16 protein-coding genes and 1 pseudogene are annotated in these 21773 nt (G+C 71.4%); 12 read left to right on the forward strand and 5 right to left on the reverse strand.

Annotated elements, in window-relative coordinates; genetic code table 11:
- The first annotated feature begins 159 nt into the window (after window positions 1-159).
- From ABT137_RS06910 to ABT137_RS06920, 3 genes are all read left to right on the forward strand, one after another.
- On the forward strand, window positions 160-1059 hold the full coding sequence (locus ABT137_RS06910) for a S1 family peptidase (RefSeq protein ID WP_351703679.1): 900 nt from the start codon (window positions 160-162) through the stop codon (window positions 1057-1059).
- Between the two features lie 145 nt (window positions 1060-1204).
- Window positions 1205-2032 carry a slipin family protein gene (locus ABT137_RS06915; RefSeq protein ID WP_351703682.1) on the forward strand — a complete coding sequence of 276 codons (828 nt, stop codon included), beginning with the start codon at window positions 1205-1207 and terminating at the stop codon, window positions 2030-2032.
- A 259-nt stretch (window positions 2033-2291) separates the two neighbouring features.
- Window positions 2292-3371, forward strand: a complete 1080-nt coding sequence (locus ABT137_RS06920) for a S1 family peptidase (RefSeq protein ID WP_351703685.1) — start codon at window positions 2292-2294, stop codon at window positions 3369-3371.
- 384 nt (window positions 3372-3755) lie between these two features.
- On the opposite strand, the gene ABT137_RS06925 is transcribed toward ABT137_RS06920, so the two are convergent.
- Entirely contained in the window at window positions 3756-4433 is a 678-nt protein-coding gene (locus ABT137_RS06925; RefSeq protein WP_351703688.1) for a TetR/AcrR family transcriptional regulator, read from the reverse strand.
- A gap of 114 nt (window positions 4434-4547) precedes the next feature.
- Between ABT137_RS06925 and ABT137_RS06930 the strand changes: the two genes are divergently transcribed.
- Complete coding sequence (locus tag ABT137_RS06930; RefSeq protein ID WP_351703690.1) at window positions 4548-6020, forward strand: aldehyde dehydrogenase; 1473 nt, start codon at window positions 4548-4550, stop codon at window positions 6018-6020.
- Between the two features lie 155 nt (window positions 6021-6175).
- On the opposite strand, the gene ABT137_RS06935 is transcribed toward ABT137_RS06930, so the two are convergent.
- Window positions 6176-7357: an acyl-CoA dehydrogenase family protein gene (locus tag ABT137_RS06935; RefSeq protein ID WP_351703693.1), complete on the reverse strand. Its 1182-nt coding sequence runs from the start codon at window positions 7355-7357 to the stop codon at window positions 6176-6178.
- A gap of 80 nt (window positions 7358-7437) precedes the next feature.
- On the opposite strand from ABT137_RS06935, the pseudogene ABT137_RS51005 reads away from it, so the two are divergent.
- Window positions 7438-8122 (forward strand): annotated as a pseudogene (locus ABT137_RS51005) (CoA transferase).
- 10 nt (window positions 8123-8132) lie between these two features.
- Here ABT137_RS51005 and ABT137_RS06950 read toward each other — a convergent pair.
- Window positions 8133-8960 carry a TetR/AcrR family transcriptional regulator gene (locus ABT137_RS06950; protein WP_351703696.1) on the reverse strand — a complete coding sequence of 276 codons (828 nt, stop codon included), beginning with the start codon at window positions 8958-8960 and terminating at the stop codon, window positions 8133-8135.
- A gap of 300 nt (window positions 8961-9260) precedes the next feature.
- Here ABT137_RS06950 and ABT137_RS06955 point away from each other — a divergent pair, with 300 nt between their 5' ends.
- Together ABT137_RS06955 and ABT137_RS06960 are read left to right on the forward strand one after the other, a co-directional pair.
- Window positions 9261-12713: a DNA polymerase III subunit alpha gene (locus ABT137_RS06955; protein WP_351703699.1), complete on the forward strand. Its 3453-nt coding sequence runs from the start codon at window positions 9261-9263 to the stop codon at window positions 12711-12713.
- A gap of 5 nt (window positions 12714-12718) precedes the next feature.
- Window positions 12719-13699, forward strand: a complete 981-nt coding sequence (locus ABT137_RS06960) for a DNA polymerase Y family protein (RefSeq protein ID WP_351703702.1) — start codon at window positions 12719-12721, stop codon at window positions 13697-13699.
- A 171-nt stretch (window positions 13700-13870) separates the two neighbouring features.
- Here the strand turns inward: ABT137_RS06960 and ABT137_RS06965 are convergent, their stop codons facing one another.
- A complete protein-coding gene (locus ABT137_RS06965) occupies window positions 13871-14941 on the reverse strand; it encodes an ADP-ribosylglycohydrolase family protein (protein WP_351703705.1) in 1071 nt (356 codons plus the stop codon).
- On the reverse strand, window positions 14938-15930 hold the full coding sequence (locus ABT137_RS06970; protein ID WP_351703708.1) for an ADP-ribosylglycohydrolase family protein: 993 nt from the start codon (window positions 15928-15930) through the stop codon (window positions 14938-14940). Before ABT137_RS06970 ends, ABT137_RS06965 begins: the two co-directional genes overlap by 4 nt.
- A 217-nt stretch (window positions 15931-16147) precedes the next feature.
- Between ABT137_RS06970 and ABT137_RS06975 the strand changes: the two genes are divergently transcribed.
- The 5 genes from ABT137_RS06975 (at window position 16148) to ABT137_RS06995 (ending at window position 21736) form a co-directional block, all read left to right on the forward strand.
- Window positions 16148-17146, forward strand: coding sequence for a LacI family DNA-binding transcriptional regulator (locus tag ABT137_RS06975; RefSeq protein ID WP_351703711.1), 999 nt, complete (start codon window positions 16148-16150; stop codon window positions 17144-17146).
- A 302-nt stretch (window positions 17147-17448) separates the two neighbouring features.
- Window positions 17449-18513 carry an ADP-ribosylglycohydrolase family protein gene (locus tag ABT137_RS06980; RefSeq protein WP_502984491.1) on the forward strand — a complete coding sequence of 355 codons (1065 nt, stop codon included), beginning with the start codon at window positions 17449-17451 and terminating at the stop codon, window positions 18511-18513.
- Window positions 18514-18563: 50 nt separating this feature from the next.
- Window positions 18564-19937, forward strand: a complete 1374-nt coding sequence (locus tag ABT137_RS06985; RefSeq protein WP_351703717.1) for an ABC transporter substrate-binding protein — start codon at window positions 18564-18566, stop codon at window positions 19935-19937.
- A 3-nt stretch (window positions 19938-19940) separates the two neighbouring features.
- On the forward strand, window positions 19941-20879 hold the full coding sequence (locus tag ABT137_RS06990) for a carbohydrate ABC transporter permease (RefSeq protein WP_351703720.1): 939 nt from the start codon (window positions 19941-19943) through the stop codon (window positions 20877-20879).
- Entirely contained in the window at window positions 20876-21736 is an 861-nt protein-coding gene (locus tag ABT137_RS06995) for a carbohydrate ABC transporter permease (RefSeq protein ID WP_351703723.1), read from the forward strand. Before ABT137_RS06990 ends, ABT137_RS06995 begins: the two co-directional genes overlap by 4 nt.
- The last annotated feature ends 37 nt before the right edge of the window (window positions 21737-21773 follow it).

The raw sequence follows: 21773 nt of genomic DNA on the forward strand, positions 1-21773 counted from the left end.
GAAAGGCACCCTTGCGGGTACCGGTCGTTCGCCCGAATACTCCCCCTCAGCGCTTGTCAGGGGCATTGCGTGTCCGAAATCCGGGCGGCACCCACTGGCTGCGCCTCACGGGCCCCGACCCCACGCGGGCCCCCGACTTCCCCTGGGAGGGAACGAAAAGTGAGGATCAAGCGCACGACCCCCCGCAGCGGTATCACGAGACGGACCCGGCTGATCGCCGTGGGCTCCGGTTTCCTGGCCGCGGCAGCGTTCGCCGTCCCCACCGCGAGCGCGAGTGACGTTCACACCTTCAGCACCAGTGAGCTGAAGGCCGTGAACAGCTCCGTTCTGAAGGCGGACGTCCCCGGCACCGCCTGGGCCGTCGACAGCAAGACCAACCGTGTCGTCGTCACCGTCGACGCCACGGTCTCCAACGCCGAGATCGCCAAGATCAAACGGCAGGCGGGCGCCGACGCCGGCGCGCTCACCATCAAGCACACCAACGGCACCTTCAAGAAGCTGATCACCGGCGGCGACGCCATCTACGGCGGCGCCTACCGCTGTTCGCTCGGCTTCAACGTGCACAGCGGGAGCACGTACTACTTCCTGACCGCCGGGCACTGCGGTGAGGTGGCCTCGACCTGGTACAGCAACTCCGGCCACACCACGGTCCTGGGCACGAACGTGAGCTACAGCTTCCCGACGAACGACTTCGCGCTGGTGAAGTACACCAACACCTCGATCGCGCACCCGAGCGCGGTCGGCAGCCAGACCATCTCCAGCGCGGCCACGCCCAGCGTCGGGACGACGGTGTACCGCCGCGGTTCGACCACCGGCACCCACAGCGGCCGGGTCACCGCGCTCAACGCCACCGTCAACTACGGCAGCGGTGACATCGTCTACGGCATGATCCAGACCACGGTCTGCGCCGAGGGCGGCGACAGCGGCGGCCCGCTCTACGGCGGTTCCGTGGCCTACGGTCTGACCTCCGGCGGCAGTGGCGACTGCACCTCCGGCGGTACGACCTTCTTCCAGCCGGTCACCGAGGCGCTGAGCTACTACGGCGTCAGCGTCGGCTGACGACCCCTCGGATCGGCTTCGGACCGGCTTCGGATCGGCTTCAGGCGAGCCCTCGTACGCAACCGGCGTACGGGGGCTCGCCCTTGTACGACCCCGGGGTTACCGTCGAAGGATCGTTGAAGTCAGTCACCCCTTGGGGGCCGGCATGGTCGAGGCGCTGGTGGCGGCCGCAGCCGCTCTCGTGTCCGTCGGAGCGGTCTACGCGATGTCCGCGGCACGGGTCGTCAAACAGTACGAACGGGGCGTGGTGTTCCGCCTCGGCCGGCTCCGACCGGAGGTGCGTGGACCCGGGTTCACCATGATCCTCCCGTTCGTGGACCGGCTCCAGAAGGTCAACATGCAGATCGTCACGATGCCGGTGCCCGGGCAGGAGGGCATCACCCGGGACAACGTGACCGTGCGCGTCGACGCCGTCGTCTACTTCCGGGTGACCTCGCCCGCCGAGGCGGTCGTCCGGGTCGAGGACTACCGGTTCGCGGTCGCGCAGATGGCGCAGACCTCGCTCCGGTCCATCATCGGCAAGAGCGAGCTGGACGACCTGCTGTCGAATCGCGAAAAGCTCAACCAGGGCCTGGAGTTGATGATCGACAGTCCGGCCGTGGAGTGGGGCGTCACCATCGACCGCGTCGAGATCAAGGACGTCTCGCTGCCCGAGACCATGAAGCGGTCCATGGCCCGGCAGGCCGAGGCCGACCGGGAGCGCCGGGCCCGCGTCATCAACGCCGACGCCGAACTGCAGGCGTCCAAGAAGCTCGCGGAGGCGGCGAAGGAGATGTCGGAGCAGCCCGCCGCGCTCCAGCTGCGGCTGCTGCAGACGGTGGTGGCGGTCGCCGCCGAGAAGAACTCGACGCTGGTGCTGCCGTTCCCGGTGGAGCTGCTGAGGTTCCTGGAGCGGGCACAGCAGCAACTGCCCCCGGCGGCAGCGGCCGATGGTGCCGACGGGGCGGCAGGTGCGAATTCCGGCCAGGGATAGCCGGGAGGCAGCCGGGGCGGACGTCACTGTCGGCCGTCCGTTGCTCGCCCGCAGTGTTTGCAGAGCGAATTCTCCTGCGGTGATCGGCGGCTGTGAAGGGCCCGCACACGGGGGGCGCACAACATCCGCGCACGCGAGACCTGAAGTCGACCTTGTGTGCTCCCTGTGGGGCTCGGAATAGTGGGCGGCCGTCAACCAGCCTTCCGGCCCTTGAGGTCCCCACAACCTCACGGGCCGACCCCCCACAGGAGGACGTGAGTTGAAGCACCGACGCATACCCAGGCGCCGGGCGGCGCTCGCCGGCGCGGGTGTCGCCGCGCTCGTCGCCGCCGGAGTGACCTTCCAGAGTGCGAACGCGAGCGAGCCCGCCAAGACCGCCGTACCGCAGATCCTGTCCGCCCCGGCGGCCGGAAAGCTCGCCTCGACGCTCGCCGCCGACCTCGGCAGCGACGCGGCGGGCACCTACTACGACGCCGGGTCGAAGAACCTCGTCGTCAACGTGCTCGACGACACCGCCGCCAAGGCCGTCGAGGCGGCCGGGGCCAAGGCGAGACTCGTCGCCAACTCCCTCGCCGAACTCGACGGCGCGCGCACCACCCTGAAGCAGGACGCGACCATCCCCGGCACCTCGTGGGCGACCGACCCGGTCGGCAACAAGGTCGTCGTCACCGCCGACAGGACGGTCACCGGGGCCGAGCTGGCCAAGCTCACCAAGGTCGTCGACGGTCTCGGCGAGAAGGTCGAACTCCGGCAGTCGAAGGGGGAGTTCAAGCCCTTCATCGCCGGCGGCGACGCGATCAGCGGGTCGGGCGGGCGCTGCTCGCTCGGCTTCAACGTGGTCAAGGACGGCGAACCGTACTTCCTGACCGCCGGGCACTGCACCGAGGCCATCTCCAGCTGGTCGGACTCCTCGGGCAACGTGATCGGCCAGAACGCCCAGTCCAGCTTCCCCGGCAACGACTTCGGACTCGTCAAGTACACCTCGGACGTGGACCACCCGAGCGAGGTCGACCTCTACAACGGCTCCGCCCAGCAGATCACCGGCGCGGCCGAGGCCACCGTCGGCATGAAGGTGACCCGCAGCGGCTCCACCACCCAGGTCCACGACGGCACGGTCACCGGCCTCAACGCCACCGTGAACTACTCCGAGGGCACCGTGAGCGGACTCATCCAGACCGACGTGTGCGCCGAGCCCGGCGACAGCGGCGGCTCGCTCTTCTCGGGCAGCAACGCGATCGGCCTGACCTCGGGCGGCAGCGGCGACTGCACCTCCGGCGGCGAGACGTTCTTCCAGCCGGTGACGGAGGCACTGTCGGCCACGGGGGCCCAGATCGGCTGAGGCGAGGCCCGGCCACCGGCACCTCGATCGGCCGGCACGCGCCGTGTTCCGGCGAGGCCCTGCCCCCTCCGAGGGGGCAGGGCCTTTCCGTCCGGTCGGGATCCGCAGGGTGGAGCGGCTCAGCCGACCGTCTCTCCGGTGCTCTCACCGCACACCGGGTTGGCGGCCGCCAGCACGTCGAACTTCTTGCCCACCACTGTCGTCCGTGCCCACGACCGACGCCCCGGAGAGTCCCGTCTCGGAGGTGGCGACCCGGTCGGCCGGCTCGGCCGCCAGGAGGTCCAGATCGGCGAGGGCCCTGATAGTGCGTCATGAGCCGGAGGCGGTACGACCCGCCAGGCCGGTGCCGGTGCCGGTGCCGGTGCCGTGCTGCTCGTCGCCGCGTCACTCGTCCCGGTCGGCGCCCTCGCCCTCCGCCGTCACGGCGGTGCCGATCAGCAGCAGTGCCACCAGTCGTTCGAGGCGGGGGGCGAACTCCGTGGGCGAGTGGGCGAAGGCGGGATCCTGGGCGTAGATGCGCGCGAGGGTCTCCGGCGGGTTCGCGGTCTGCCACAGCGATGCGGCCATCGCCGTCACGCCGGCGATCACGTCGATGGCCTGGCTCCGGGACACCGACGGCATGGCGGACGTCAGGGTGTCGGCGATGCGGTCGACGGCGGCCAGGGTCGTGACCTTGAAGGCCCGGACCTCCTGTTCGGACACGCCGCGTTCGAGGTTGAGCTGCGCGTGGGCGAGCAGGTCGCAGAAGAGCGGCCGGCTCGCGAGCGTCTCGGCGAGAACGGCGGCGACCCGCTGCGGGCCGGCCGATTCGGCCAGGTGTTCCTCGACGGCCGCGGCCCAGTCCTGCCAGGCGTCCGCGGTCAGGAGGAGGAAGACCGCCTCGCGGGACTCGAAGTAGCGCAGGACGGCCGACTTGTGCACGCCGGCTTCGCCGGCGAGGTCGGTGAGGGTGACCGCCCGCACACCGTCGCGCCGCCCGAGGGTGGCGGCGGCGTCCAGGATGTCCTGCCGGCGCTGCTCCTTGTGCTCCGGTCGGCGTGCGCGCTGGAACGAAGAGGTCATGGAGGCATATTAGCGCAACACCGTTGCGTTGTTAGCGAAACGATGTTGTGTTGTTAGTGCACCCATGTTTCACTAATTCGTGCAGGCACTACCGCCTCCGAGCAAGGGAAGATCATGAGCGAGCACATCCACCCGTCAGGGCGTTACGAGTACACGAAGCTGCTGATCGGAGGGGACTGGGTCGAACCCGCCTCCGAGCGGGTCTTCGAGATCCGTTCACCGCATGACGGCCGCGTTGCCGGACACACTCCGGAAGCCGTGCGGGAGGACGTGGACCGGGCCGTGGCCGCGGCGCGCCGGGCGTTCGACGAGGGGCCCTGGCCCCGGATGACCCCGGGCGAGCGGGCCGAGGTGATCGCTCGCTTCGCGCGCCTCCACCGTGCCGAGGCCACGGAGCTGGCCGCGCTGACGACCGCGGAGAACGGCTCGGCCATCTGGTTCACGACCATGCTGCAGAACCTCGTCAACGACCGGACCGACGACTTCCTGCGCCTGGCCGCCGACCACCCCTGGGAAGAGGAGCTCGTGGACCCCTCGGGTCTGCGGACGCTGGTGCGGCGCGAGCCGGTCGGGGTGGTGGCCGCGGTCATCCCCTGGAACGCCCCGCAGCAGTCGGCGCAGGTCAAGCTGGTCCCCGCGCTGCTGGCCGGCAACGCCGTCGTGCTCAAGCCGTCTCCCGAGACCGCCCTCGACGGCGTCCGGTTCGGTGAACTGCTCGTCGAGGCCGGACTCCCCGAGGGAGTGATCAGCGTGGTCCCGGCCGACCGCGAGGTCAGCGAGTACCTCGTCGGCCACCCGGGCGTCGACAAGATCGCCTTCACCGGCTCCACCGCGGCGGGGCGCAAGATCGCGTCCGTGGCCACGGGACAGCTCAAGCGGGTCAGCCTGGAACTCGGCGGCAAGTCGGCGGCGATCGTCCTCGAGGACGCCGATCTCGGGCGGCTGGCCGAGGGGATCCGGTACGGCAGCTTCTCGAACAACGGGGAGGCGTGCGTGGCCCTCACCCGGGTCCTCGCGCCGCGCAGCCGCTACGAGGAGATCGTGGCCGCGCTCGGCACACTGACCGGGAGCCTGAAGGTCGGTGACCCGTCCGACCCCGAGACCTTCATCGGCCCGATGGTCCGCGAGGGCCAGCGCGACCGGGTGCAGTCCTACATTCAGACCGGCATCGAGGAGGGCGCCCGCCTCGTCACCGGCGGCCCCGGCGCGCCCGAGGGCCTGGAGTCCGGGTACTACGTCCGGCCCACGCTCTTCGCCGACGTCGACAACTCGATGCGTATCGCGCAGGAGGAGATCTTCGGGCCCGTCGTCGTGGTGATCCCCTACGAGGACGAGGCGGATGCCGTCCGGATCGCCAACGACTCGCCGTACGGCCTGAGCGGAGCGGTCTTCACCGCCGACCCCGAGCACGGCATCGAGGTCGCGCGCGCGGTGCGCACCGGTGTGTTCTCCGTGAACGGCGCGCCGCGCCACTGGGACGCGCCGTTCGGCGGGTTCAAGAACAGCGGCTTCGGCCGCGAGTACGGGCGGCACGGGTTCGACGAGTACACGGAGCTCAAGGCGATCGGCACCGGCCTCACCGTGTGACCGGCCGACGCGGCTTCTGACGCCGGCGGGGGAGCGGGATCGGCCGGCCCGGCCGTTGACCGTGCCGATGAGGTTGGCCTGCACGACCTTGGCGTACAGGCCCAGGTCGTGCACGCCCTTCTTGCCGGGGATCCGCATCGAGGGGCCGATGCGCGTCAGTTCTCCTGGTTCCGCACCCTGAGGGTGCCGCGGTCGTGCTTCTTCAGCGTCCGGCCGATGATCAGACGCTGGATCTGGTTGGTGCCCTCGAAGATCTGCATGACCTTGGCCTCGCGCATGTAGCGCTCGACCGGGAAGTCGCGGGTGTAGCCGTAGCCGCCCAGCACCTGGACCGCGTCGGTGGTGACCTTCATGGCGTTGTCGGTGGCCACCAGTTTGGCGATGGACGCTTCGCTGCCGAACGGCAGACCCTGGTCCTTGAGCCGCGCCGCGGCGAGTGTGGTGGCGCGCGCGGACTGGACCGCCGCGGCCATGTCCGCGAGGACGAAGGCCAGGCCCTGGTGGTCGATGATGGCCCGGCCGAACGTCTCCCGTTCCCGCGCGTAGTTCACCGCGTGGTCCAGCGCGCCCTGGGCCAGACCGACCGCCACCGCCGCGATACCCAGTCGTCCGCAGTCCAGTGAGGCCAGGGCGATGGCGAGCCCCTGGCCCTCCTCGCCGAGCCGGCGGCGGGCCGGGACGCGCACGTCCGTCAGCCGGACGGTGGCGGTGGCCGAACCGGTCAGGCCCATCTTGCGCTCGGGGGGATCGCTGGCCACGCCGGGCGTGTCGGCCGGGACGAGGAAGCACGAGATGCCGTGCGGGCCGTCGTCGGACGTGCGCGCCATGACGGTGTAGAAGTCCGCGTGCCCGGCGTGGGTGGTCCATGCCTTGGCGCCGTTGAGCACGTAGTCGTCGCCGTCCCGTACGGCCCGGGTGCGCAGCGCCCCGGGGTCGGAGCCGGCGTGCGCCTCGGACAGGCAGTAGGCGCCGAGCAGGTCGCCGCCGAGCATCCGGGGCAGCCACTCCCGCTTCTGTTCCGCGGTGCCGAAGGCGGCGAGGCCGAAGCAGGACAGCGCGTGCACGGAGACGCCGACCGCGACGCTGGACCACACGGCCGCGATCTCTTCGAGGACCTGGAGGTAGATCTCGTACGGCTGGCCACCGCCGCCGTACTCCTCGGGGTAGGGCAGGCTCAGCAGGCCGGCCCGGCCGAGGGTGCGGAAGACCTCGCGCGGAAAGCGTTCCTCGGCCTCGGCCTCGCCGACGCGTGGTGCCAGCTCCTTCTCGGCCAGCTCACGGGTCAGGCCGATCAGGTCGACGGCTTCCGCTGTGGGGAGCGTTCGGGTAGCGGGCATGGCAGTCCCTCGGATGTGAACACTGCGAAAGATTGATACGGAAAACAGTACTACCGTATCGCTTGAGGTACGGTAAAGCCATGCTTCCCAGAGCCGGATCCGCTGGCCCCCTCGCGGGTCTGCGCGTTCCCGAGCCGGCCGGGCTCGGCCCCGCCCCGCACGCGGCCATGGTGCTGGCCGATCTCGGAGCAGACGTGGTGCGTGTCGAACGGCCCGCGGGCCGCGCGCTCCGACTCGGGGCGCCGGCCGCGCCCGACTCGTGCTGCGCGGCCGCCGGTCGGTCTGCGCGGATCTCAAGGAGCCCGAGGGCCGAGCCCTGGTGCCGGTGCTGGCCGCCCGCGCGGACGTCCTGATCGAGGGCCTGCGTCCGGAGGTCGCCGAACGGCTCGGGGGCGGCCCTGACGACTGCGGCAGCCGGAACCCCGGTCTCCTCTATGCCCGCATCACAGGCCCGCGCAGGACGACCGCGGCGGCTGGCCGGCGCTGCGGGCCCGGTTCGCCGAGCTGTTCGCCTCCCGTACGCGCGACGCGTGGGTCGCGCACTTCGCCGGGTCGGACGCCTGTGTGACACCCGTGCTGACCTTTGCCGAGGCGGGCGCGCACCCTCATCTGGTGGCCCGCAGCACCCTGGTCGAGGCCGACGGCATCCTCCAGGCCGCACCGGCCCCGCGGTTCTCCCGCACCCCCGGCCGCCGGCCGTCGGCGCCCGCGGTGCCCGGCGCCCACACCGAGGAGGTGCTGTGCGACTGGGGCGTCCGGCCGTGACCGGCTCCGCTCAGGGCGAGACCGCGTGGACGATGAGCGAGGCCAGCTCGGCGTACGCCTCGGAGTCGGTCAGCCCGGTACGGGTGGAGATCTCGCCCCGCTGGATCTCCTGCATGGTGGCGGCGACGACCTCGCCCACGAACGCCGCGTGGACGTCCCGGAAGGCGCCGGCCGCGACGCCCTCCGTGATGAGCTGCCTCAACCGGCCCGCGGCGATGCGCGTATTGGCCTCGTACACCTCGCGGGCGGGCTCGAACCGGGCCATGTCGTCGAGGAACTGCCGGGAAAGCGGCTTGAGCTCCGCGGCGACGGCGTTCAGATAGACCACCACCCGGTCCGACGGCTCGGAGACGATCGCCACCTGCTTCTCGACGGACTTGGTGGCCTCCCGGAAGTAGTGCTTGACCGCTTCCCGGACCAATTCCTGCCTGCTGTCGGCCAGTTGGTACAACGTCGTCTTCGAGCACCGCAGCCGCTCGGTCAGCTCGTCCAGAGTGAACGACGCGAAGCCCTCGGCCGTCAGCAGCGCGACCAGACGCTCCAGCAGATCGGTCTGGCGCGCGGTACGGCGGGAGGCAGGCATGGCCTCAGCGTAACTGCTCCCCTTCGCGGGCGGTGACCAGCGCCGGAGCAGCTCGGGCGGGCCGGTGTGCGGCGCGGTGGACAGCGGGAACAGGTCCGAAGCGTAGGTGAGCGCACGGGACCGGAGCAGCGCGTCGTGGGGGAGGGGCTCGGCGACCCGGAGCCAGAAGCGCTGCCGGGGCAGGACACGTGCGCCGCGTGACGTGGACACCCGGGTCGGCTCGCCGTGGAAGCGCGGGTCGAGCGGGATCCGCATTCCAGGCGGAGGGCAGCGCGGGACCGCCCTCCACCCCGCTCGCGACGCGGTTCCCGGGTCAGGTCGGACCGGCCGGCGGATCGCCGTCAAACCAGGGTGGCCGCCGCCCCCGGGTCAGGTCGGACCGGCGGTGCGGCGTCTTTCGGTCACTGTTCGCCCCGCCAGAAAATCGCTGATGTGTTCGAATGTGGGGTCGCTGACCGGGGCTGGTGGGGTTAGAGTAATCGAACGCGAGTACGATGAACATATCGGGCGTATCGGGTGTGTGGCTGAAAAGGGGTGGAGTGATGGAGGTGCGGCATGACGGGCTTCGCCCATCTGCACGTCGCGTCCGGTTACTCCGTCCGCTACGGCGCCTCCCATCCCGAGCAGCTCGTCCAGCGGGCGGCCGAGCGGGGCATGTCCGCGCTCGCGCTCACCGACCGGGACACGGTCACCGGAGCTGTTCGATTCGCTCAGGCCTGCGCGAAGGAGGGGGTCCGGCCGGTCTTCGGTATCGACCTCGCGGTGGCGGCCCTGGCGCCCCCGCCGCCCGGCCGCCGCCGCCGCACCCCGGCGCGCGGCGGTGCGCACGTCGTCGAGCCGCCGCTGCGGTTCGTGCTGCTCGCCCAGGACCGGGAGGGCTGGGCCCGGCTGTGCCGCATCACGTCGGCCGCCCATGTCGGCGCCGTGTCCGGCACGCCGCCGGTGGTGCCGTGGGAGGCGCTGCGCGAGTACGGCGGCCCCGGCCTGACCGTGCTGCTCGGACCGCTCTCGGAGCCGGTGCGGGCGCTGTCGGTGGGGCGGGAGGACGTCGCGATGAAGCTGCTGGCGCCCTGGCAGGAGATCTTCGGGAGGGATGTTCGATTGGAAGCCGTCGCGCAGAAACGTTCCGGCACTGGTCCGGGATCCCTGCGCCTGGCCGCCCGCACCCTCGCCCTGGCCGACCGCACCCGCACCACCGCCGTGCTCTCCAACGCCGTCCGCTACGCCGATCCGGAACAGCATCGACTTGCTGATGTCCTGGACGCCGCGAGGCTGCTGCGGCCCATCGACCGGCGCCGCCTGGACAGCGGGCAGCGCTGGCTCAGGGACGAGAGAGGGATGGCGGCCGTCGCCCGCATGATCACCGACTGCGCCGGAACGGACGACCGCAGGGCCCACCGGCTGCTGGCGGACACCGCCGCCACCGCGGACGCGTGCACCGTCGATCCGAAGGCGGACCTCGGCCTCGGCACCCCGCACCTCCCTGAACCGGCGCTCTTCGGCGCCGAGCCCGGAGCCGACGGCGCGGCCCGGCTGCTCCGCCTGCGCAGCGAGGCCGGCCTGGCCCGACGCGGCCTCGACCGCGACCGGGAGGCGCTCGCCCGGCTGGACGAGGAACTCGCCGTCATCTCCCACTGGAACTACGACGCGTACTTCCTCGCCGTCGGACAGGTCGTCGCCGACATCCGGGCCAAGGGCATCCGGGTCGCGGCCCGCGGCTCCGGCGCCGGCTCCCTGGTCTGCCACGCCCTGGACATCGCCACCGCCAACCCGCTCGACCACAGCCTGCTGTTCGAACGCTTCCTCAGCAGGCGCCGGGAGTCGCTGCCCGACATCGACATCGACGTGGAGTCCGCCCGTCGCCTGGAGTGCTACGACACCATCTTCGAACGCTTCGGGAAGGAACGGGTGGCGGTGACCGCGATGCCCGAGACCTACCGGGCGCGCCGGGCCCTGCGTGACGCCGGTCTCGCGTTGGGGATCGCGCCCGCGGACGTGGACCGGATCGCCAAGAGCTTCCCGCACCTGCGCGCCTGCGACATCACCAGCGCCCTCGCCGAACTGCCCGAACTACGGCAACTGGCCGCCGAGGCACACCGCTACGGCCCCCTGTGGGAACTCGCCGAGGGCCTCGACTCCCTGGTCCACGGCATGGCCATGCACCCCTGCGGCGTGGTCATCAGCGACGCCACCCTCCTGGACCGGCTGCCGGTACAGCCCACCCCGCAGGGCGACTACCCCATGGCCATGGCCGCGAAGGAGGAGATCGAGGCGCTGGGCAACATCAAACTCGACGTCCTGGGCGTCCGGATGCAGTCCGCGATGGCCCATGCGGTCACGGAGATCGAACGGACCACCGGCAACCACATCGACCTGGACGATCCCGAACAGGTCCCGCTCGACGACGTCTTCGCCTTCAAGCTCATCCAGGCCAGCCAGACGCTGGGGCTGTTCCAACTGGAGTCGCCGGGCCAGCAGGACCTGCTGTCCCGGCTCCAGCCCCGTGACGTGCAGGACGTCATCGCCGACATCAGCCTCTTCCGCCCCGGTCCGGTCGCCGGTGGCATGCCCGAGCGGTACATCGCCGCCCGGCACGGCGGTACCCCCTCGTACGCCCACCCGGACCTGGAGCCGGTGCTTGCGGACACCTACGGAGTGACCATCTGGCACGAGCAGATCATCGAGACGCTGCGGGTGCTGACCGGCTGCGACCGGGCCTTCGGGGAGATCACCCGGCGGGCGCTCGGTGACAAGGAGCAACTGCCCGGGATCAGGGACTGGTTCCACGAGAAGGCCCGCGCGCGTGGTTACAGCGCGGCCGTACGGGACGAGGTGTGGAAGACGGTCGAGGCCTTCGGGGCGTACGGTTTCTGCCGGGCCCATGCGGTCGCCTTCGCCGTACCGGCGCTGCAGAGCGCCTGGCTCAAGGCGCACCACCCGGCGTTCCTGCTGGCCGGGCTGCTCGAACACGACCCCGGGATGTGGCCCAAGCGGGTCCTCGTCGCCGACGCCCGCCGCGGTGGCGTCCCCGTCCTGCCCGTCGACGTCAACAACTCCCGGGTGCGGCACACCGTGGAGAAGGCCGACGGAGACCGGTGGGGTGTGCGGCTCGCCCTGTCTGCGGTGCACGGCATCAGCGAGGAGGAGTGTGCCCGGATCGAGGAGGGGCAGCCGTACGGATCGCTGTCGGACTTCTGGCAGCGGGCCCGTCCCAGCAGACCGATTGCCGAACGTCTCGCCGAGATCGGCGCCCTGAACCGTCTGCACGACGGCCGCCTCACGCGTCGTGACCTGCTGCTCCAGATCGCCGAGCTCCACCGGGCCTCCCGGACCCGGTCCGCGGGCAAGGGCCAGTTGCCCATCACCGCGGACGCCGTCGGCGGAGCCGAGCCGAGCGGGCTGCCGGAGATGACCGGCCGCGAGGCCCTGAGCGCCGAGCTGAGCACCCTCGGCATCGACGTCTCCCGGCACCTGATGGAGCACCATCACCGGCTGCTGCGCGAGATCGGCGCGACCGACGCGGCGCACCTGGCCGCCATGCGCGCCGGACAGCAGGTCCTCGTGGCCGGGGTGCGGGCCTCGACCCAGACCCCGCCGATCGCGAGCGGCAAGCGGATCATCTTCGTCACGCTGGAGGACGGGTCAGGGCTGGTCGACCTGGCGTTCTTCGAGGACTCGCACCCGGCCTGCGCGTACACCGTCTTCCACAGCGGACTGCTCCTGGTCCGGGGCACGGTCCAGGTGCGCGGTACCCGTCGTACCGTCGTCGGCTCCATGGCCTGGGACCTGGACGAGATCGCCGCCGCCCGCCGTGACCACGGTCCCCAGGCCGCCCTCGCCCTCCTCGGCACGAGCCGCCCGCACCCGACCCCCGCCCAGCCGCAGCGCACCCTGGCCGACGGCACCGCGGGCGCCCGCCTCCATCCCTACGCCGACCTCCAGCCCGCCGGCACCCGCTCCGCCGACCTGAAGAAGTTCGGCCACCGAAGCCCCGGGAGCGCGGGATGAGCGGCATGGGTACACGTCAGCGGCACATCGCCCACCTCCACCTGCACGCCTCACTGACCGAGGCCCAGTACGCCGATATAATCGAACTGATGTCCAATGTCACGCCGCACGTCCAGGCCGTTCCGCCCAACGCCGTCCAACTCGACCTGACCTCGGCGCTCCGGTACTTCGACCTGTCTCCCTATGACATGGTTCAGGCGACGATGATGAGGCTGAAGGCCCACTACGGCATCGACAGCAGCGCAGGGCTCGCGGGCAACCGGATGCTGGCGGCGATGGCGGCCGACGCGTCCGCGCCGGGGGAGGCCACCTGGGTCCCCGCCGACCGGGCCGCCGAGTGGTTGTACCCCCGCCCGCTCACCGCGCTGCCGGGCATCGGCCGCGCCACGGCGACCACCCTCACCCGGTACGGCCTGCACTCCATCGGCCAGCTCGCCGACCTGCCCCCGGCGACCCTGCAACGACTCCTCGGCACCGCCCAGGCGCGACTGCTGGCCGAACGCGCCCGCGGTCACGACCCCCGCCCGGTCACCCCCAGGGAACCGGCGGCGTACCTGACCGCCGAGCAGGTACTCGACCAGGACTGCCTCGACGCGGCACAACACCGCCGAACCGTCCTGGGGCTCACCGACCGGATCGGCGGGCGTCTGCGCGGCGAGCGCCAGGTCGCCGGCCGGGTCACCCTCACGGTCCGGTACGCCGACCGCAGCTCCACCACGCGCACGCGTGCCCTGCCGGAAGCCACCGACCACTCACCCGCCCTCGCCGCGACAGCCTTGGGTCTGCTGGCTTCTCTCGGACTGCAACGCGCACGCGTGCGTGCCTACGTGGTCCGCGCCGACGACCTGCGGCCGGCCGGCACCGCATACCGCCAGCTCTCCCTGGACCCCGGCGACGCCCGCGCCCGCGCAGCCGAAGCCGCCGCGGACCGAGCCCGCCGCCGCTTCGGACCGGAGGCCGTACGGCCGGCCGCACTGGTCGGCTGACCGGCTGACCGAGTGCCGACCCGGGCGGCGGTGGCCTGGTCGGCCCCCTTGCCGTCCGGCACCCGCTCGGTGAACGGCCCCGCGACGCTCTTCCCTGGCCGGGGCGGTCGTTGCGACGGTCACCACGAGGTCGAGCCGAGGCTGCCGGTCGCGGTCGCGATCCCGACCGCGTCAGTGCCGGGGTTCGCCGCCGCTCGCGTCGACGAGGTCGTCGGCCACCGCGGTCAGGGAGGTGCCCGCGAGATGCGGCAGGCAGTGGCCCCGCACCCGGTCCACCTTCTCCTGCCACCGCCGCGGCAGGGCGCCGGCCCCGTTCAGGGCGCCGGTGAGGGCCCCCACCATCGCGGGCATGCTGTCGCTCTGCTTGGCGACCATGCCGGCCAGCGGCAGCGCGGTGACCGGGTCCCCGTCGGTCGCCCGGACGATCGCGAAGGCGGCGGCCAGCGTCTCCGGGGCGACCGTGCCGAAGCTGTAGGAGGCGTTCGCCACCTGGTCGTTGAGGTCCGCGACGAGGTCCAGTGGTGTGGGGGCCGCCTCGGCGAGGCCGAGCGCCCGCGTCGTCTGCCGGGCGAGCCAGGTGTCCGGCGGGATCCGGCCGGCGCCGACGCGCACGGCCTCGGCCGGGTCCGCGCCCGCCAGCGCCGCCGCGATGCTCGCCGCCATGGCGGCCGCGGCCCACACCCCGTCGTCGGCGTGGGTGATCTCGGCGAGCCGGGTGGCGACGCCGGCGGCCCGGTCGGGGTGTCCCGCCCAGCGGATGCCGACGGGTACGGCACGCGCCACGGCGCCGTCGTCGAAGCAGGCCGGGTTGTCGTTCCCGGTGGCCGGCGGCACCAGACCCGCCAGGGTGTTGACGATCGAGGAACGTTCGGCGATGCCCGACCACACCTCGTCGGCGCGGTCGACCACCAGCTTCCGCCAGCCCGCGAAGAGTTCCTCGCGCGTGGCGTCGGCACCGGCACCGAGGACGATGAGCGCCGCGGCCACCGCGAACTCGGTGTCGTCCGTCCCGGAGAGCTCCAGCGGCTCCGGGCGGCCCAGCGTGAACGGCAGCGGAAAGCGCAGGACCTGGTGGGAGTCGGCCTCGGCGCCGAAGTGCCACAGCCACGCGCGCGGGTCGTCGAAGCGCGCGCTGCGGTGGTAGAGGGCGGGCAGCCCGGCCGCGTCACCGATCGCCAGGCCGAGCAGGGCTCCGCGAGCGCGGTCACGCAGGTCCAGGGGGGTGACGGTGGGTGCGGTCACGCCGCGACCTCCTTTGCGGTCAGCGCCGCGTGCAGCTCGCGGGCGAGTTCGGCCAGGTCCGTCCCGGCCGTCGAGGCGATGCAGTGGCCGCGTACGACGTTGATGCGCCGCCGCCACGGCTCGGGTACGGCGTCGGAGCCGTGCAGGGCGCCGGCCATGGACCCGGCCATCGCCGCGATGGTGTCGGCGTCGCGGCCGATGTTGGTGCCGCCGAGCACCGCCGGCACGTACTCGCCCCGGGCGGCCGTGAAGACGCCCATCGCCAGTGCCGTTGCCTCCGGGCCGACGTCGGCGAAGGGGTAGTGGAAGATCGAGATGCGCTCGTAGAGCTCGTCCAGGGCGGCGGGCAGTTCCGTGTGCGAGGAACCGATGTCGACCGCCCGCCGGACGGTGCGCCCGGTCCAGGAGTCGGCCGGCACCGCGGCGAGCGCGGCCTGGACCACGTCCTCCCAGGAGGCGGCCGTCATCGCGGCGGCGACCCCGGCGGCCACGACCTGCGCGCAGCGGATCCCGTCCTTGGCGTGGGACACCTGGGCCTCGATCGCGGCGAGCCGGGCGGCCTCGGCCGGGTCGCCGGCGCACAGGATGCCGACCGGCGCGATCCGCATCGCCGCGCCGTCGCTCCACATCTCGTGGTTGTCGCTTCCGGTGACCGGAGGGGTGAGACCGGCCCGCAGGTTGTTGATCGCGGTCATCTCGCTGAACCCGCCACCGAAGAAGCCGCCCACCTGGTTGACCAGGTTCTCGGTCCAGGCGGCGCCGACCTGCTCGGGAGTGAGGCCCGTGCCGTGGGCCAGCAGCACCCGGGCCGTCAGCACCGCGTACTCGGTGTCGTCGGTGCCGGCCGGGTCGTCGTCGACGAAGTCCGACACCCACCCGTACCGCTCGACGATCTGAGCCCGGGTGAGCCCCTCGGTCGGCGCCCCGAGCGCGTCGCCCACCGCCTGTCCGATGAGCGCGCCGTAGACGCGCTCGAACGATGAAGTCACTGGCACCTTCCTTGCGTGCGGTGCTTGCACAACGATGCAAGACGATTTGCGCGCTCACTCAAACCCCACCGCCCCGACGCCGTCAAGGGCTCACCTAAAAATCGCAGTGACGTCCAGAAATCGTTTAGTAATGCGTGTTTTACCTCTTGACAACTCCGCAACGGCGCGACAAAGGTGACGGCCACACCACGCCAAACGTTTTGCATGGAGGTCGAGAGTGACTCAGGTCGGCATGACGGAAGTCGCCGCACGGGCCGGGGTGTCCGTCACCACGGTCTCCCACGTGCTCTCCGGGCGCCGACCGGTCTCGGAGAAGACCCGGGCCCGCGTGCTGCAGGTGATCGAGGAGCTCGGCTACCAGCCCAACACCCTCGCGCAGGGCCTGCGCACCCGGCGGACGATGACGGTCGGTCTGATCGTCCCCGACCTGACCAACCCCTTCTACCCGATGATGCTGCGCGGGCTGGACGACGTGCTGGTGCCGGCCGGGTACCGCACGGTCGTCTGCAACACCGACGGCACCCGCGAGCAGGAGCTGGCCTACCTGCGGGAGATGGCGACGCGGCGGGTCGACGGCGTGGTCGTCGCCCCGTTCCAGCTCTCGCGCAAAGACCTCCTGGAGCACCGGAAGGCCATGCCGGTGGTGCGGCTCGGCGGCGGCCCCTTCGACGCCGACCTCGGCGACCTGGTCCGCAGCGACGACGAGGGCGGCATGGCCCAGGCGGTCCGCTACCTGCTCGAACAGGGCCGGCAGCGGGTGGCGTACATCGGCGGCCCCCTGCACACCGGCCCCAGCGATCTGCGTGAGGCGGGCTTCCGCCGGGCACTGGCCGAGGCCGACCGGGAAGCCGACGAGAACCTCGTCCTCCGGGGCGACTACACCCGGGACGCGGGACGCGAAGCGGCCGAGACGCTCCTGGACCGGGAGGACCGGCCGGACGCCATCGCCTGCGCCAACGACCTCATCGCCATCGGCGTCCTCGACGCCGCCCGCAAGCTCGGCCTGCACGTACCGGACGAGCTGGCCGTCAGCGGCTACGACGACATCGACGCCGCCTCCCTGGTCCACCCCGCGCTCACCACCGTGGTGAACCCGGCGCGCCAGGTGGGCCGAGCCTGCGGCGAAGCCCTCCTGCGGCAGCTGACCGCGGAGGAGCCGGAGCCCGCCCGGGAGCTCGTCATCGCCAACTCCCTCGTGCGCCGCGAATCGGCGTGAGCCGCCCTCCCGAGTACATCGAGCACCTCGTACATGAACGACAGGAGCAGTGAACGGTGAACGACCACCCGCCCCACGATCCGCGTGAACTCCTGCGCTGGGAACTCGCGCAGCGCCAGGAGAGCGGATACGAGCTCGGCGACCTCGCCGCGGCCGGGCACCGGGCCGTGACCGGCGGCGACGCCGCCACGGCCCGCAGGCTCCTGGACGAGCTCGGCACCACCGAACGCAAGGCCGACTGGGGCTACGACGAGCCGGAGGGCCTCGACGCCATCCTCGCGTCCCTGCCCGACGCGCCGCCCGTGACCGCGATCGGCGAGCCCGAACTGGGCGACCGCGTGCTCGGCGCCTGGCTCGGCCGCTGCGCGGGCTGCAACCTCGGCAAGCCGGTCGAGAACGGCGACCACTGGACGTACCGGCACCTGCGCGCCTACCTGGAGCTGGCGGACGCCTACCCGCTGCGCGACTACGTCCCCGTCCTCGACCCGATGCCCGCGGGCTTCGAGTTCCGCGAGTTCTGGCCGTACACCACGCGCGGCCGGATCACCGAGAGCGCCCGCGACGACGACATCGACTACACGATCCTGGGCCTGCACATCCTGGAGGAGTACGGGTTCCACTACACGGGCGAGGACGTGGCCGCAGAATGGCTGGACCGGCTCCCGTACACCCAGACCTTCACCGCCGAGCGGTCCACCTACCGCAACCTCGTCATCGGACACGCACCCGCCGGCGCCGGCCGGATCGACAACCCGTACCGGGAGTGGATCGGCGCCCAGATACGCGCGGACATCTTCGGCTACGTCCACCCCGGAGATCCGCGGGCTGCCGCCGAACTCGCCTACCGCGACGCGGCGTTGTCGCACACGGCCAACGGCGTGTACGGCGAGATGTGGGCGGCCGCGCTGGTGGCCGCCGCGTTCACGGGCACCGCGCGCCAGGCCGTCGAGTCCTCCCTGACCTGCGTTCCGCCCGGCAGCCGGCTGGCGGAGGCGATCGGGTTCGTCCTCGGCCGGCATGGAGCCGGGGACACCTGGGAAGCGGCCCGGGCCGCCATCGAGGACCGCTACGGCCACTACTCCTGGGTCCACACGGTCAACAACGCCGCCCTGGTCGTGGCCGGACTGCTCTGGGGTGACGGTGACTTCACCGCCACCGTCGGGCTGACCGTGCAGGGCGGCTGGGACACCGACTCCAACGGTGCCACCGCCGGCAGCGTCGCCGGGATCATCTCCGGTGCGCAGCGGCTGCCCCGGCACTGGACCGCCCCGCTCAACAACACCGCCCGCAGCGCGATCCGCGGCTTCGACGGCTCCCGCATCTCGGACCTCGCCGACCGGACCGTACGGCTGGTGACGAGCAGATGACCCGCCACCCCAACCTCCACCGGGCACGCCAGAATGCGGAGGCCACCGTCATGCCCGCACCACTCTCCCGCCGCCGGTTCCTGCAACTGACCGGCACGGCCGCGCTGAGCGCGACAGCCCTGTCCGCCTGCGGCTCCGGCAGCGGCTCCGCGGGCAACCAGGTCACCTACTGGGGCGCGTTCGCGAGCACGGACATCCAGAAGTACTTCCAGCAGCACTTCGTCGACGCCTACAACAAGACCGCCACCGGGGCGAAGACGCTCAAGGCGCAGATGACCGTCAAGCAGATCGACACCATCGACCGGCTCACCCAGACCGCCGTCGCCTCGGGCCGCGGCCCCGACCTCATCACCACCACCGGCCCGGCGCAGACCCTGAACTACGCCGACAACCACCGTCTGCTGGCGCTGGACCCCTACGTCGAGAAGTCCGGCTGGCAGGACTCCTTCCTGCCGTGGGCGCTGGATGCCGGGCGGGTCGACGGCAAGCTCTACTCGCTGCCCTCCAGCTTCGAGACCATGGCCGTCTTCTACAACCCGGCCACGCTCACCCGGCACGGCTGGCAGCCGCCGACCACCCGGGCCGAGTTCGAGGACCTCTGCAAGGACGCCAAGGACAAGGGCATCATGCCGGTCGGCGCGGGCAACGCGGAGTGGAAGGCCGCCACCGAATGGCACGTGACCTGGGTCTGGAACGCCTTCGCGGGCCCCGAGGCGCTCTACGAGGCACTCACCGGAAAGCGCCGGTGGACCGACCCCGTCTTCGTCGACGCGATCGCCGCGCTCAAGGGCTGGTTCGACAAGGGCTGGTTCGGCGGCAGCACCGACCGCTACTTCACCAACAAGTTCACGGACCTCTACGGCGACCTGGCGAGCGGCAAGGCGGCCCTGATGTTCAGCGGCTCCTGGACGTTCAGCGAGATCGGCCCGTACTTCGGCAAGGCGGCCGGCAACGACGCGACCTGGGACTGGGCACCCCTGCCTTCGCTGAACACCGGCGTGCCCGCCGGGGTGCAGCCGCTGTCGATCGGCATCGCCAACTCCGTCAACAAGGACTGCACCCACCCCGAGCAGGCAGTGGCCGTACTCGACTACTTCGTCTCCGACCCGGCCCGCCAGCTGGAGTACCTGGCCGCGACGGGCGTCGCACCGTCCCCCGTCAAGATGACCGAGAAGGACTTCCCCAAGGACATCGACCCCCGGGTCAAGCGCCAGTACCTCCAGCTCGGCGAGGGCAGCAACATCGGCTACACGACCTGGACCTTCTGGCCTGCCAAGTCGGACACCTACATCTACGAGCAGATGGAGAAGGTGCTCACCGGCGGCCTCAGCCCGAAGGACTACTGCGCGGGGCTGGACAAGCTCTTCCAGCAGGAGCTCAAGGCCGGCGCCCGGCCGCCCGTGCCCGCCCCGAAGGGGGCGTGACCCATGGCCGTCCTCCAGGCCCACCGGCCCGCGGCGCCACCCGCGCCGCCCGGCCGCGCGAGGCGCCGCAGCAGGCTGCGCCGTACCGCCGTCGCGTTCGCCTTCCTCGCACCGCTGCTCGCGGTCAACCTGCTGGTGATCGCCGTACCCGGCGCCCTGTCCGTCTGGTACTCCTTCACCGACTGGACGGGCCTGGGACCGGCCCACTTCATCGGCCTGGACAACTACACCCGCCTGTTCGGCGACCCGGAGTTCCGCAACGCGCTGTGGCACAACATCCTGTGGACGGCGTTCTTCCTCACCGTGCCCATGGCGATGGGACTGTTCGGAGCGTTTCTCCTCACCCGTATCAAGCGCTTCCAGATGCTGTTCCGGGTCGCCTACTTCATCCCGTACATCGTGGCCACCGTGGTCTCCGGATCGATCTGGGAGAGCCTGCTCAGCCCCGACCAGGGCATCGGCAACGGGCTCGCCGGCCTGGGCATCCCCTGGCTGAAGGACGTCAACTTCCTCGGTGACCCGCATCTGGCCCTGGGCACGGTGGCGTTCGTCAACACCTGGCAGTGGTGGGGCTTCCTCGTGGTGATCTTCCTCGCCTCGATGCAGGCGGTGAACCCCTCGCAGTACGAGGCGGCCCGCCTGGACGGCGCCAACCTGTGGCAGGAGTTCTGGCACATCACGCTGCCCGGGATCCGGCCGACCCTGATGTTCCTGGGCCTGATGACCGTCATCTGGTCGTTCCTGATCTTCGACTACATCTACATCCTCACGCAGGGCGGCCCGGCCGGCTCCACCGACGTGCTCGGCACCCTCCTCTACCGCAACGCCTTCGCCAACCAGGACGCCGGCTACGCCGCGTCGATCGGCGTCGTGATGGCCCTGATCAGCGTGCTCGCGGTATCCGGCTTCCTCTGCCTGCGCCGCCGGGGGTGGGACATTTGAGCACCCTGACCACTCCCCGGCGCGCCCCCGGCAGGCGGTTGTCCCCCGGCCGGTACGCGGTCTACGGCGTCCTGCTCCTGCTCGCCCTGTTCGCCGTCGGTCCGATGCTGCTGTTCGCCTTCAACGCGCTGAAGACCCCCACGGGCCTCACCGACTCCCCGCTCGGCCTGCCCACGCACCCGCAGTGGCACAACTTCGTCGACGCCTGGCAGCAGGCCAACATGGGTGTCGGCCTGCGCAACAGCGCGGTCGTGGTGACCGGCACCGCGCTCGGCGTGTGCGTGATCTCCAGCTGCGCGGCCTACGCCCTGAGCCGGCTGCGCCTGCCCGGCAGCAGCTTCTTCATCTACTACCTGCTGGTCACCACGGCCCTGCCGATCCAGCTCTTCCTGGTCCCGCTGTTCTACCTGTGGACCAACCTCGGCCTCTACGACAGCCTGTTCGGCCTGATCGTCATCTACTGGGCCGTCTTCAGCCCCTTCGCCACCCTGCTCATCCGCTCCTTCATGGTCGGCCTGCCCAAGGAGTACGAGGAGGCCGCCCGGCTCGACGGGGCCGGTGAATGGCGGGTGTTCGCCCGCGTGGTCCTGCCCATGGCCTGGCCGGGACTGCTGACGGCCGCACTCGTCGCCGGCCTCCAGGCCTACAACGAGTTCCTGCTCGCCGTGACCTTCATCCAGAGCAGCGACAAGATGCCCGTCTCCACGGCCTTCTTCGCCTTCAAATCCGGCTACACCCAGAACTACACGCTCGTCAGCGCCGGCGGCATGATCATGGTCATCCCGGTCCTGATCGCCTTCCTGCTGCTCCAACGCCGGTTCATCGAGGGCTACACCTCGTCGGGGATGACGGGCTGACCCGCCCCCACCGCACAGCCCCTCGCCGGCACCCGAA

Source organism: Streptomyces sp. NPDC001980 (assembly GCF_040296885.1).
Taxonomy (GTDB): Bacteria; Actinomycetota; Actinomycetes; order Streptomycetales; family Streptomycetaceae; genus Streptomyces.

Coding starts and splice junctions, on each gene's coding strand:
- ABT137_RS06950 (WP_351703696.1), bottom strand. CDS start 8,960: ATGCGGATCCCGCTCGACCCGCGCTTCCACGGCGAGCCGACCCGGGTG.
- ABT137_RS06955 (WP_351703699.1), top strand. CDS start 9,261: ATGACGGGCTTCGCCCATCTGCACGTCGCGTCCGGTTACTCCGTCCGC.
- ABT137_RS06925 (WP_351703688.1), bottom strand. CDS start 4,433: ATGACCTCTTCGTTCCAGCGCGCACGCCGACCGGAGCACAAGGAGCAG.
- ABT137_RS06960 (WP_351703702.1), top strand. CDS start 12,719: ATGGGTACACGTCAGCGGCACATCGCCCACCTCCACCTGCACGCCTCA.
- ABT137_RS06990 (WP_351703720.1), top strand. CDS start 19,941: ATGGCCGTCCTCCAGGCCCACCGGCCCGCGGCGCCACCCGCGCCGCCC.
- ABT137_RS06935 (WP_351703693.1), bottom strand. CDS start 7,357: ATGCCCGCTACCCGAACGCTCCCCACAGCGGAAGCCGTCGACCTGATC.
- ABT137_RS06930 (WP_351703690.1), top strand. CDS start 4,548: ATGAGCGAGCACATCCACCCGTCAGGGCGTTACGAGTACACGAAGCTG.
- ABT137_RS06985 (WP_351703717.1), top strand. CDS start 18,564: ATGCCCGCACCACTCTCCCGCCGCCGGTTCCTGCAACTGACCGGCACG.
- ABT137_RS06915 (WP_351703682.1), top strand. CDS start 1,205: ATGGTCGAGGCGCTGGTGGCGGCCGCAGCCGCTCTCGTGTCCGTCGGA.